This is a genomic window from Nocardia sp. N2S4-5, from assembly GCF_044628355.1.
Classification (GTDB): Bacteria; Actinomycetota; Actinomycetes; order Mycobacteriales; family Mycobacteriaceae; genus Nocardia; species Nocardia wallacei_B.
Genome location: NZ_JBIUPM010000001.1, coordinates 4,698,355 through 4,710,563, shown reverse-complemented (window position 1 = coordinate 4,710,563; position 12,209 = coordinate 4,698,355). Strand labels below are relative to the sequence as shown.

Sequence of the window (12,209 nt, the reverse complement as noted above, 5' to 3'; positions counted from 1 at the left end):
TCCCGAAGTTTCCGAAGCCGAACTACCCTGGTTTCATGTCGGGCATTTATCGAGACATCGCAGCGCCGCGCGACGGCGCCGTGGCGGCCCGGGTGCCGATCACCGTGCTCGAGCCGGAGGGGCATGCGCGCGGCGCGATCGTCGTGCTGCATGAATCCCGGGAGTTCGCGGATGCGTTGCTGGAGCTGATGCGGTCGCTGTCCAGCGAGGGCTGGATCGTCGTGGCGCCCAATCTGTTCCACCGCAACGGCAGCACCGACGCGGTGTTCGGCGACGAACTGTTCGACGACTTCGACGCGTGTTACGACTGGCTCGTCGGCCGCGGGGTGTTCGGTGACTGCATCGGGGTCCTCGGCTTCGATTCGGCGGGCACCGCCGCCTGCCTGGTGGCGACCAACCGGCCGATCGGCGCCGCCGTCAGCGTGGCGGCCCCCGGAATCACCGTCCCCCTCGACGATCGGGCCGACGCGCTGGTCCGGGCCGCTCCGCAACTGCAGGCCCCGTGGCTGGGCCTGTACGGCATGGACGATCCGGCCACCCCGGCCGACCAACTCGAGTCCCTGCGCGAGGCCGCCGCCCGAGCCGCCGTCGCCACCCTCCTGGTGAGCTACCCAGGCCTGCACCACCGCCCCGACCACCCGGGCTTCGACGCCGCCGACTCCGAAGACGCCGACATCCTGCTCGACGCCCAGTCCCGAATCTTCGACTGGTTCGACAGCCACCTACGCTAGCCCCAACTGACCAGCCGTTTTGCGTCCCGAGCGGTACCTCTGTACTCTTTGCTCTCGGCGGTTCGAAAGGACCGGGCCCCTCGAACGAGAAGGCTCCAGGAGGCGTGCCAGAGCGGCCGAATGGGACTCACTGCTAATGAGTTGTCCCTTCACGGGGACCGGAGGTTCAAATCCTCTCGCCTCCGCCACGCCCGGCCAGCCGGGTCATAACTGAACACACGATGTCATTGGACATCACCTGCGCCCGTAGCTCAACGGATAGAGCATCTGACTACGGATCAGAAGGTTGGGAGTTCGAGTCTCTCCGGGCGCGCATCAATCCCCTGACACACATTGTGTGTCAGGGGATTTCTCTTTGCCCACGTTTCACGATGTTTCGGCTCGGGTGAATTCCCAGATTATGTCTGTGCCGATTTCTGCAGGGGCCAAGGGGTCGCGAGGTGGGGTGTGGCGGGCTATTTCGGTGAAGCCGAGGCGGTGGGGAACGCCGGCGCTCGCGGTGTTGGCGGCGTCGTGCCAGATTTGGACGCGGTCGATGGTGGGGAGGGTGAAGGCGGCGGTGATGAGGGCTGCGGCGGATTCGGTGGCGTAACCGTGTCCGGTGTGGGCGGGGTGTAGCCAGTAGCCGATTTCGAGGGCGCCCGGGCCGATTCGGTTTTCGAGGCCGCAGGCGCCGATCATGGTGTCGGAGACGAGGATCGCGTAGGAAAAGGAGTCACCGGAGAGCCAGTTCTGGTCGGCTCGGGTGAGGTAATCCGCGATTGCCGCGCGGGGGTGTTCGCCCTCGGGGGATACCCAGCCCATCCATGGGCGGAGGTGGGTGAGGGACTCGTTGATGAGGCGGTACAGGGTGTCTTCGTCGGTGCGGCGGACCCGGCGTAGCTGTACGCGTCCGTGGGTGAGGGTTTCGGCCGGGTAGGTCATGCGGCCCATGGTTGTCATGGGCGCGACGGTGGGCAAGCCGATTTCGCGGGGAGTCGGATACCCCGTTCCGGCACTCGAGTAACGTTCTCCCGCAGGCCCGGCACGGTAGTGCGGGCTTGCCGGGGTCGGGCGGCGAAAGGAGAGCTGTGACGGGCGCGCTGATGGTCGGGCTGTTCGCCGGTATCGGCGGACTGGAGCTCGGCCTGAGCGCGCACGGGTGGCGGACCGAATTGCTGTGCGAGATCGATCCGGGTGCGCAGGCGGTGCTGGCGGCGCGGTTTCCCGAGGTCGAGTTGCATGCGGACGTGACGCGATTGCGGTCGCTGCCGTCCGGGACCGATCTGGTCGCCGCCGGGTTTCCCTGTCAGGACCTGTCGCAGGCCGGGCGGACCGCCGGGATTACCGGTGCGCGTTCGGGTTTGGTGGATCAGGTGTTCCGGTTGGTGCGGCGCAAGCGGGGGCCGCGCTGGTTGCTGATCGAGAATGTGCCGTTCATGCTGCAACTCGATCGCGGGCAGGCGATGCGGCACATCACCGCCGCGCTGGAAGAACTCGGCTACACCTGGGCGTATCGGGTGGTGGATGCCCGAGCGTTCGGGTTACCACAGCGGCGACAACGGGTGCTGATGCTGGCCTCGCGCACCGAGGATCCGCGCCCGGTGCTGTTCGGCACCGACGCGGGGCCGCGGACGATCGGTGACGTGGATGTCGATCCGTGCGGCTTCTACTGGACCGAGGGGGTGCGTGGGCTCGGCTGGGCGGTGAACGCCGTACCTACTCTCAAGGGGGGATCCGGGCTGGGGATCGCCAGCCCGCCCGCGGTGCGGCTGCCGTCCGGCGAGATCGTCACGCCCGGTCTCGCGGATGCCGAACGCCTGCAAGGGTTTTCGCCCGGTTGGACGGATGCGGCGCTGGCCGCCCCGGGTGTGCGGCAGGGGCACCGGTGGAAGCTGGTCGGCAATGCGGTCAGCGTGCGGATGGCGTCGTGGGCGGGGGCGCGATTGGCCGATCCGGTGGTCCACGTGGTCCCCGACGAACTGCCGCTGCCGAGTCACCGCTGGCCCGCGGCGGCCTGGGGACACGCCGGAACCGTGCATCGCGTGGCCGTCTCGACCTGGCCGGTGCACGAACCGTACGAGGACCTCCGCTGGTTCCTCGAGGATGCCCGCCTGCTGTCGGCCCGCGCCACCGCGGGCTTCCTCCGCCGCGCCGCCCGCGGCAATCTCCGCTTCCCACCCGGATTCCTGGGCGATGTGGAGAACCATCTGCTCAGAATGGGTGGATTCCCCCCGGTCGCAGGGGAATTCACCGACTTGTCCACACTCGCCGAGACCCGTGTGACGGCCCGCTGACGGGAGCACAGCATGTGGAAAGGCAGTACATCGCAATACTCTTGGGCATCGTGACCGCAGGACGCCCCACGACCGACGCGCAAACCAGTGCGCGGATGTCTCGCCAGCGCCGGGTCGGTACCAAACCCGAAACCGAACTGCGCAAGGAGCTACATCGGCGTGGGTGCCGGTTCTTCGTGGACCGGGCACCGGTGCGTGGCCTGCGGCGACGGGCGGACCTGGTGTTCCCGCGTCGGAAGGTGGCCGTCTATGTCGACGGCTGTTTCTGGCACTGCTGCCCGGAGCATGCCACCTATCCGAAGAACAATGCGCAGTGGTGGGCGGACAAACTCGCGGGCAATGTCGCGCGGGACCGCGACACCGATGCGCGGCTGGCGGACGCGGGCTGGCTGGTGGTGCGGGTGTGGGAGCACGAGCCCGCCGCGGCGGCGGCCGACCGAGTGCAGGCGGCGCTGTCGGGTCGATAGGTCATGATGGAGTGGTAGGGCGGCAACCCGTCCGACCAGTCCGTAGTCGGGCCGACGGACCAACGAAACGAGGGCGATGGCGCAGACCGAACACTCGCGCTCCGCGGCGGCCGTGCTGGAACGGGATCGGCCGGTGTCTCGGTGGCCGCGGGTCCTGCGCTGGTGCATTGCCGCGGCGATCGCGGTGGCGGGCGTCTGCTACTCCTCGTGGATCCTGGAATTCGTGCTGCCGGTCGGCCTGGACCCGGTCGACTCGTTCCTCAGCGAACTCGACGCCGACGGCCGCCCCTACGGCTGGGTCTTCTCCACAGCCGACACGATCGCGGGCAGTCTGGCGCTGGCGGCCGCACTCGGCGGGCTGTTCGCGTTCTCGCGCCGCCGGTTGTCGACGGTCGGATGGGTGGCGCTGGGTTGCTTCGGCGCGTCCACCATCGCGGACGCGCAATGGCCGATCGAACCGTGCGCCGAATCGTGCGACAACGGCCTGTTCCCGCAGCTGCACCAGGTGCACGCGCTCACCAGCACGCTCGCCGTGACCTCGATCTTCGTGGCCATGATCGCGTTCAGCGCGGCCGCGTTCCGGTACCGGCGCTGGCCGATCCTGCGGCATTCGGGCCTGTGGATAGTTGTGCTGGGGACGGCGGCGACGGCCTGGATGTTGATCGCCGACAACCTGACCGGCGATTACGCGCTCGGCATCGCCCAGCGCATCCAGGTCGGGTCGATGTCGCTGTGGCTGGTGGCGCTGGCGGTGCAGGTCGGGCTGGTCAGCGGCGGCGGACGCGCACGGCGACCAGCGAGCGCGGCGCCGCCGACGCGACGGCCCCCGACACGGCCATAGCTCCCAGGACGGCCAGCGCGCCGGCTCCGACGATGATCTCCATGAGGATGTGCATAACTCCACCGTGACACCGCCGCCTGTCAGCGGTCCGTGTGCTGTGTGGGTAAATCCTGAGAATCACCCGACGGTCACGGTCACCTCGGCCGTCTCGGTGCGCGCGGGCAGTTTGCCGGTGTCGATCCGCAGGATCTCGCCACTGTCCTGTGCTCCGTTCGGCAGGATCTTGGGTCGCAGCCCGAACGGTGGGGCGTCGCCCGTGCTGCCGGCCAGGCCGAAGTCGCTGTCGTCGGTGATGTAGAGGGTCCTGCCGCCGTCGGTGGTGGCGACGCCCTCGATTTTGTCGTGGCCGAAGCAGCCGCCGTCGGCGGCCAGCCCGGCCACCAGGCCCGACAGGTCGAGGTTCGAACGCTTCGCGACCGGTGTGATCGCGGCCCGCCGCAGCGCCGCCACGCCGTCGGCGGTGGGCACGGCGCCGACGTAGGTCTCCAGCGGCTTGTCTCCGACGAGCAGACCGAGGTTCGGGTCGTAGCGCGTGCCGGGCACCGCGGCCCGCGGACCGACGTCGGTGGCCCCGGCCAGATCGATGGTCCACAGCTTCTTGTCCGACTTCGGCGCGAGTTTGCCGTCACGCTCGTCGACGAGGAAGGTGGTGGCGCTCAACGCGGTGATATCGGAGACGGCCAGCTGACTCTTCGGATTCTCCAGCGGATAGACGAACTCGCGGACCGCCTTGGATTTCAGGTCGACGGTGACGATGCGGGTCATCGGGACTTCGCGGGCCGAGGTGAGACCCGGTGTGCGCAAACCACTTTGGATGATGCCGACGAGCGTGCCGCCGTCCGGCGTGAGGGTGAGTCCTTCCATCCCCTGATTGGGGGTGCGTAGCGAAAGTTCCTTCGGCAGGCCGCTGCCCGGGGCGAGGCGCTCGATCTCGGTACCGGCGGCGTCGAAATGCACCAGGAACGGGCCGTATTCGTCGGAGACCCAGAAGGTTCCGTCGGGCAGCGCCACCAGGCCCTCGGGATCCAGGCCGTGATCGGTCGGGGCCAGGGGCCGGCCGTCGAGGTCCCGGATCGTCTCGCCGGTCGAGGCCGAACTATCGATCCCTCCGTTGAACGCCACGCCCGCACGGCTTTTCAGTTCCAGGGTCGATTCCAATTCGGCGCGCGTGCCGGTCAGCTGGAACTTGCCGATCTTCGGAACGAAATCCGGTGTGGGCGAGATCTTTTCATCCTTCGCGGGACCATCCACGTTGGGGCCGCGGTCGGTCAGTCCGTAGAACTCGTCGGCCGATCCCGGAACCGGTGTGAGCGCCGACCCGAAACCACTGCCCTGCACCGTCGTTCCACCGAATTGCCCCAAAGGCGGAATGTCGGTGGTGTACAGCCGCACGGCATCGGTGGTGGTGACCGAGAGCGTGTCCGAGCCGGTGAAACCCGCGTCGGGGGTGTAGATCACCGCGCCGTCGGGACGATGTTCGATCCGCCCGTGCGCCGGGTCGGCGATCGCGACGGCCGCGCTGCCGCCGGTGCGCGCGAGGAGATCGTCCGGGGAGATGACCAGCGGCCGATCCTTCCCCGTGGCGAAGCCCGGCTGATCGGACGAGCAGGCGGCCAGGTACAAGGCGGCGGCCAGCATGGCGGCTCGGAGACAACTGCTGGTTCTCATCGGTGATGCCTATCGCGACCAGGCGACGACCACTTGTCTCGCATCTGAACAGTTACCTTTCGGCGATCGATATGGTGCGGCGCGCCGCCGCCGCGATGAGTAGTGTCGCATCCGTGACCAGCGATGCCCCCGAACTGAGCGAGCATCTGTCCCTGCTCGGCACGGTCGACACGGCGACCGCCCGCCTGCTCGGCGCGGTGGAGAAACTGACCGACGACGACCTGCCCGGACCGTCGCTGTGCGCCGGCTGGACCCGCGCACACGTGCTCGCGCATCTGGCACGCAATGCCGACAGCCTGGTGAATCTGCTGCTGTGGGCCCGCACCGGGATCGAAACACCGCAGTACGCAAGCCAATTCCTGCGCGACTCCGATATCGAGATGGGCGCGCGGCGGCCGCTGGCGGAGCAGATCGACGACCTGCGCGCCGCCTCCGACCGCTGGCTGGCGCTGGCCCGTGCCATGCCCGCCGACCGCTGGCCCACCCCGGTGCGCACCCGCACCGGAAAAGAACTGCCCGCCACGGCAATTCCGTGGCTGCGCCTGCGCGAGGCCGAGATCCACCACGTCGACCTCGACATCGGCTATCGGCCCGCCGACTGGCCCGAGGAGTTCGTCGCACGGTTGCTGCCCGAAGTGGTGCACGGGTTGGATCGCGCGGCCACGCCCAGCCTGCCGCCGGGCGCGAAGCCCATGACATCGGATCCGTCGGAGCCCAAGCCGCCCAGTTTCACCGTGACCACCACCGACACCGGCTACACGGCCACCATCGGGACCTCGCCCACGACCGAGGTCACCGGCCCGGCCGCCGCCGTCGCCGCCTGGCTCATCGGGCGGTCCGACGGCGCCGATCTCACCGGCGACCTCCCGGCGCTGCCCGACTGGCTGTAGGAATCACAGTCGGCGCTCGTCCGAGCAGGTGAATTCGCGCACGTCGGCGTCGATGATCTGTTCGGACAGATCGCCCGGACCCGCGCCGCGGAAGGACTCCACGGCCTCGCGCGAGGTCCAGCGCTCGTACACGGTGACACGGTCGGGCTCGACGAGGTCCGCGCCCAAGGCATAGTCCAGGCAACCCGGGGTGGTCCGGGCGGTCTCGACCACCGCGCGGCAGCTGTCGAGATAGCGATCGCGGTCGAGGACCCGCAGGTATCCGGCGACTATCAGCACGTCGTGCAGCATAGGCCGGGTCTCGGGCCCGCCGCGAGCAGCTTCCGGACCGGACGAGTCCGCCGAAAACCTGTGGCGTGCCCGTGCCCGGTGCTGGCAACCTGGAATGTCGTACCCCGGCGCGAGCTGTGCGGCGGCCGCTGTGTGGGGCGGGAGAATCTTGCGAACGACGAAGGGGGAGAAGCTGTGTCCGTCGTCTTGGCGGGGGCCTCGTCCGATACGGAGGCCGACATTACCGGATCGAGTGCGCCGGTCGAAAACTCGCGTTCGGGTCCGCTGCGGCGGCTGTGGCCCGATTTCCGCCCGTACCGCCGCGCGCTCTACGCCAGCGCGCTGCTGCCGGGTCTCGGCATGCTGTGCGATCTGCTGGTGCCGGTGCTGACCGCGCACATCGTCGACGGGCCCGTTGCCCGCCGCGATTTCGACGGGATCTGGGGCCCGGTGCTGCTGGTGGCGGTGCTGTCGCTGCTCAGCACCATGACGTCGTGGCTGCGGCGATGGATCATCGCCCATCCCGCCGCGCAGCTGGAAGTCGGCTTGCGCGCCAGGCTGTTTCGGCGATTACAAGTGCTGTCCGTCGGCGTGCACGACGGCATGGAATCGGGGCAGCTGACCTCCCGCGCCATCACCGACATGTCCACGCTGCGCCGGTTTTTCGCGTTCGTGGCGCCGACGCTGGTCGCACTGTCGATGACCTTGGCCGCCGGGGTGCTGATCCTGTTCGCGTTCGCCTGGCAGATCGGTCTGGTCGAATTGCTGATCGCGGTGCCGCTGGTGCTGCTGGCGCTGCGATTCGAGCAGGAGTACGGCCGCGCGTCGCGGCGCGCCCAGGACCAGTCCGGCGATCTGGCCACCACGGTGGAGGAGTCGGCGCAGGGCATCCGGGTGCTCAAGGCCTTCGGCCGCGGTCTGTGGTTCGGTGGCCGGTTCCGGCGGCAGGCCCGCGAACTGCAGCGGCTGGAACTGGACAAGGTGCGGCTGGCCGCCCGGCTGTGGACGGCGCTGAACACGCTGTCGACGCTGAGTATCGCGGCGGCGCTGGCCATCGGCGGGTTCCTGCTCACGACGCACACGATGACGCTCGGCACTCTGGTCGCGGGCATCACCCTGGCCACCTACCTGCAATGGCCGATCATGGGGATCGGGTTCGTGCTGGCCGAGATGAACCAGGCCCGCACCGCGGCGGAGCGGTACTGGGAGATCATCGACACTCCGGTGGAGATCGCCGATCCCGTGCGGCCGGTGCCGGCGCCGCGGCCACTGCGCGGTGAATTGTGTTTCGAGACTGTGCGATTCCGTTTTCCGGACGCCGAACACGATCTGCTGCACGACGTTTCGCTGCGGATACGGCCGGGTGAGACGGTCGCGATCGTCGGCGCTACGGGAAGTGGCAAGTCGGCTCTGCTGGGGCTGGCGCCGCGGCTGTTCGATGTCTCCGCCGGTGCGGTCACCGTCGACGGCGTCGACATCCGCTCGCTGCGCCTGGCGGACCTGCGCTCGATGGTGTCGGTCGCGTTCGAGGAACCGGTGCTGTTCTCGGCGAGTGTGCGGGAGAACATCACCCTCGGATACCCGGATGCCACCATCGCGCAGGTTCGCGCCGCGCTCGAGGTCGCCTGTGCCACCGAGTTCGTGGACAACCTGCCCTGGGGCCTGCGCACGCGCATCGGCGAGCAGGGGCTGAGCCTGTCCGGCGGACAGCGGCAGCGTCTGGCGCTCGCCCGCGCGGTGCTGGACCGGCAGCGGCACAGCGACGGGCACATCGTCGTACTCGACGATCCGCTGTCGGCCTTGGACGTCACCACAGAGGAAGTGGTGCAGGCCCGATTGCATGCCGCCCTCGCCGGGGCGACCGTGCTGCTCGTCGCCCACCGCCCCTCCACCGCCGCCTGGGCCGACCGCGTCGCGGTGCTCGACGGCGGCCGCGTCATCGCCGACGGTCCGCACGAACGCCTGCTGGAAACCTGCCCGCGCTACCGGGGAGCTCATGGGCGGGGTGGTCGAGGGTGGTCGGGCAACCGGGGCGACCGGGGAGACCGGGGAGACCGGCGGCGAACGTGTTCCCGAAGACTTTGGCTCGCAAACGATTTCAGTGGACAGGAGGTGACGAAGATGCCGGAAAGCCCCTTCCCGGAACGAGACTCCTCGGCGCATCGAGCCGAGTCCGCACCTTCGGTCGAGTCGGCACCTGAGCCGGCTATGCCCTCCGGCTCGGCCGTGTTCCCGACCGACTCGCCCCGGCCCCCGGCTGACTCGGCCGCATTTCCGCCCGCGATGTCGCTGCCCTCGACCGCGACTAGCGCCGAACCCGAAGCGCCCGAGGCGGAGTGGCGTGGTGTCGCCGCGGAGGAGACCGAGGCTTCCGATGCTGTGAATCTCGCGTTGGCGGCGCGGCAGCGGCGGTTGCTGTGGTCGCTGGTGCGGCCGTATCGGTTGTGGGCGCTGGCGGCGCTCGTGCTGGTCGTGGTGGACAACGCCACCATGGTGTCGGCGCCGCTGTTCATCGCGCACGGTCTGGATGCCGGTGTGCGCCCGGCGATGTCGGGGGACTGGGGGCCGCTGTTGCTGGCCGTCGGCGGGGTGGCCGGTTGCGCGGTGCTGGGTGGTGTGACGACGTTCCTGTTCGTGCGCATCTCGGGCCGGCTGAGTCAGCAGGTGCTGTTCGATCTGCGGATGCGGGTGTTCGCCCACGTGCAACGACTGTCGGTCGCCTTTCACGAGAACTACACCTCGGGCAAGATCGTCGCCCGGCTCACCAGCGACCTGGAGTCGCTGGAGGACCTGCTCGACCGCGCCCTCAACGATGCCCTGAGCGCCGTGCTGTCGGTCGCGACGATCGCGGTGATCCTGCTGTGGCTGGACATTCCGCTCGCGCTGGTGGTGCTGGCCGGGTTCGTCCCGCTCGTCTACGTGACCCGCTGGGCGCAGCGGCGGCAGCGGGCGGGATACCGGCGCACCCGCAGCGCCATCGCCAAGGTCGTCGTCCATTTCGTGGAAGTCATGGGCGGGATTCGCGCGGTGCAGGCCTTCCGTCGCGAGGACCGCAACCAGACCATCCTGGGAACCGAGGACGACGAGTACCGCGCCGCGAATGCCGGGGCACTGCGCGGCATGGCCGGCTACATCGGCCTGGTGCGGTTGATCAGCAACGGGACCACCGTGGTGATTCTGGTGGTGGGCGCGTGGCGAGTCATTCACGGCCACGTCGAGATCGGCGTGCTGGCGGCCTTCCTGCTGTACCTGCGGCAGTTCTACGGACCGCTGGACGAATTGGCCCAGGTGTTCAACTCCTACCAATCCGCGGCCGCGGCGCTGGAACGCATCTCCGGGGTGCTCGAGGAGCGGCCGACCGTGGCCGAACCGCGCACGCCGCACCCGCTCGGCCGGGCGCGCGGCGAATTGGCGCTCGATGACGTCCACTTCGAATACCCGGCGCGAAATACTCAGGACGACGGGGAGGTGGCGGAAAATTTCGCGAAAAAGCCCGTCCTGCCGAAATTCTCGTTGCGAATTCCGGCGGGACAGGTGATAGCGCTCGTGGGCGCCACGGGTGCCGGGAAATCGACGCTCGCCAAACTCGTCGCGCGTTTCTACGATCCCTCCGGCGGTACCGTCCGGCTGGACGGCGTGGATCTGCGCGAGGTGTCCGATGTCGACCTGCGCCGCAATATCGCCATGGTGACCCAGGAGTCGTACCTGTTCTCCGGCTCGGTGGCCGACAATATCCGGCTGGGCAAGCCCGACGCTTCCGACGCCGAGGTGCATGCCGCGGCCCGCGCGGTCGGGTTCTACGACTTCGCGATGTCGCTGCCCGAGGGTTTCGACACCGATGTGCGCAAGCGCGGTGGGCGATTGTCGGCGGGGCAGCGTCAGCTGGTCGCGTTCGCGCGGGTGTTCCTGGCCGACCCGGCGGTGATCGTGCTCGACGAGGCCACCTCGAGCCTGGACATTCCGGGCGAGCGGCAGGTCCAGCACGCCCTGGAAACCGTGCTCCGCGACCGCACGGCCGTCATCATCGCGCATCGCCTGTCCACCGTGGCCATCGCCGACCGGGTGCTGGTGCTGGAGTCCGGCCGCATCGTCGAGGACGGCTCCCCGGCCGAACTGACAGCTACCACCGGGCGTTTCGCTTCCTTGCACACGGCATGGCAGGAGTCGCTGGTGTGAACCCGAGGTTCGGGCGGCGCGCGGCACCTACGGCGCGCGGGGGACGGGTGACTCGTCACTTACGGTAGAGAGGTGAGCAATCCAGCCCAGGGCAATTCGGCGGCCGCCCAGGCGAGCGGCGAACGTGTGGACGCGGCAGCGACGGTATCGCGCTGGCCCGCGATGCTCACCTGGCGGTCGCACAATGCCTCTCGCATGGAGTCGGTGCGGGTGATCCTCACCGGCAACCGGATTCGCGCCTCCGGCCGGATCATCGCCGGTGACTCCGACGAGCACCCCGCGTTCAGCGCCTCCTACGACCTGGTCACCGATGAGAGCGGGGTGACGAAACGCCTGTCGCTGCGCAGCACGGTGGCCGCGGGCGAGCGGCACGCCTCCATCGCCCGCGACGAGGAGAACTACTGGCTGATCGACGCGGGCGGGACCCACGTGCGCTCGACCTTCGGCGGGGCGCTGGACGTCGACGTGGTGCTCAGCCCGTTCTTCAACACTCTGCCGATCCGCCGCTACGGTCTCGCACAGGCCGCCGAGGACGTCCAGGTACCCGTCGTCTACGTGCGCCTGCCGGATCTGCTCGTGCAGGAGGCGAGTCTCACCTATTCCAGCGGCGCCGACGGCATTCACGTCCTCTCCCCGGTCTCGAGTGCGACCGTGACCGTCGATCCCGACGGCCTTGTGTTGGACTACCCGGGGCTCGCGGAACGCATCTGATTCTCCGGGCGCTGCCGGGGCTTTCCGGGCGCTGCCGGGACTTCGCCGGACGCCGCCGGGACTTCTCCGGCGTCGCCGGGACTCGGGTTGTCCAGGGGACAAAATGTGTACAGCCTCCCCGGCGGCGTGTCGCCCAGGGTCCAGGGCGGAGTGCCGCCGATGTCAGCGCACTGTCCAGG

At 69.0% G+C, this 12,209-nt stretch carries 10 protein-coding genes and 2 tRNA genes; 9 read left to right on the top strand and 3 right to left on the bottom strand.

Annotated elements, in window-relative coordinates; all coding sequences use genetic code 11:
- The first annotated feature begins 35 nt into the window (after window positions 1-35).
- The 3 genes from ACFMRZ_RS21565 to ACFMRZ_RS21555 all read left to right on the top strand — a co-directional run bounded on the left by ACFMRZ_RS21565 (window position 36) and on the right by ACFMRZ_RS21555 (window position 1,044).
- Window positions 36-731 (top strand): dienelactone hydrolase family protein, encoded by a 696-nt coding sequence (locus tag ACFMRZ_RS21565; protein ID WP_400180512.1) that lies wholly within the window; start codon window positions 36-38, stop codon window positions 729-731.
- 98 nt (window positions 732-829) lie between these two features.
- Window positions 830-919, top strand: a tRNA-Ser gene (locus ACFMRZ_RS21560).
- A 52-nt stretch (window positions 920-971) separates the two neighbouring features.
- Window positions 972-1,044: transfer RNA gene (locus tag ACFMRZ_RS21555), tRNA-Arg, on the top strand.
- A 53-nt stretch (window positions 1,045-1,097) separates the two neighbouring features.
- On the opposite strand, the gene ACFMRZ_RS21550 is transcribed toward ACFMRZ_RS21555, so the two are convergent.
- A complete protein-coding gene (locus ACFMRZ_RS21550) occupies window positions 1,098-1,673 on the bottom strand; it encodes a GNAT family N-acetyltransferase (protein ID WP_400180511.1) in 576 nt (191 codons plus the stop codon).
- 143 nt (window positions 1,674-1,816) lie between these two features.
- Here ACFMRZ_RS21550 and ACFMRZ_RS21545 point away from each other — a divergent pair, with 143 nt between their 5' ends.
- The 3 genes from ACFMRZ_RS21545 to ACFMRZ_RS21535 all read left to right on the top strand — a co-directional run bounded on the left by ACFMRZ_RS21545 (window position 1,817) and on the right by ACFMRZ_RS21535 (window position 4,315).
- On the top strand, window positions 1,817-3,007 hold the full coding sequence (locus ACFMRZ_RS21545) for a DNA cytosine methyltransferase (protein ID WP_400182934.1): 1,191 nt from the start codon (window positions 1,817-1,819) through the stop codon (window positions 3,005-3,007).
- A gap of 50 nt (window positions 3,008-3,057) precedes the next feature.
- Complete coding sequence (locus tag ACFMRZ_RS21540) at window positions 3,058-3,474, top strand: very short patch repair endonuclease (protein WP_400180510.1); 417 nt, start codon at window positions 3,058-3,060, stop codon at window positions 3,472-3,474.
- 76 nt (window positions 3,475-3,550) lie between these two features.
- On the top strand, window positions 3,551-4,315 hold the full coding sequence (locus ACFMRZ_RS21535; RefSeq protein ID WP_400180509.1) for a DUF998 domain-containing protein: 765 nt from the start codon (window positions 3,551-3,553) through the stop codon (window positions 4,313-4,315).
- Window positions 4,316-4,432: 117 nt separating this feature from the next.
- On the opposite strand, the gene ACFMRZ_RS21530 is transcribed toward ACFMRZ_RS21535, so the two are convergent.
- On the bottom strand, window positions 4,433-5,983 hold the full coding sequence (locus tag ACFMRZ_RS21530; RefSeq protein WP_400180508.1) for an esterase-like activity of phytase family protein: 1,551 nt from the start codon (window positions 5,981-5,983) through the stop codon (window positions 4,433-4,435).
- Window positions 5,984-6,096: 113 nt separating this feature from the next.
- Here ACFMRZ_RS21530 and ACFMRZ_RS21525 point away from each other — a divergent pair, with 113 nt between their 5' ends.
- Window positions 6,097-6,873 carry a maleylpyruvate isomerase family mycothiol-dependent enzyme gene (locus ACFMRZ_RS21525; RefSeq protein ID WP_400180507.1) on the top strand — a complete coding sequence of 259 codons (777 nt, stop codon included), beginning with the start codon at window positions 6,097-6,099 and terminating at the stop codon, window positions 6,871-6,873.
- Window positions 6,874-6,876: 3 nt separating this feature from the next.
- Here the strand turns inward: ACFMRZ_RS21525 and ACFMRZ_RS21520 are convergent, their stop codons facing one another.
- Window positions 6,877-7,152, bottom strand: coding sequence for a putative quinol monooxygenase (locus ACFMRZ_RS21520; protein WP_280369059.1), 276 nt, complete (start codon window positions 7,150-7,152; stop codon window positions 6,877-6,879).
- Between the two features lie 186 nt (window positions 7,153-7,338).
- Between ACFMRZ_RS21520 and ACFMRZ_RS21515 the strand changes: the two genes are divergently transcribed.
- Both ACFMRZ_RS21515 and ACFMRZ_RS21510 read left to right on the top strand, forming a co-directional pair.
- Window positions 7,339-11,319: an ABC transporter transmembrane domain-containing protein gene (locus tag ACFMRZ_RS21515; protein ID WP_400180506.1), complete on the top strand. Its 3,981-nt coding sequence runs from the start codon at window positions 7,339-7,341 to the stop codon at window positions 11,317-11,319.
- A gap of 162 nt (window positions 11,320-11,481) precedes the next feature.
- A complete protein-coding gene (locus ACFMRZ_RS21510; RefSeq protein WP_280274450.1) occupies window positions 11,482-12,030 on the top strand; it encodes a putative glycolipid-binding domain-containing protein in 549 nt (182 codons plus the stop codon).
- The last annotated feature ends 179 nt before the right edge of the window (window positions 12,031-12,209 follow it).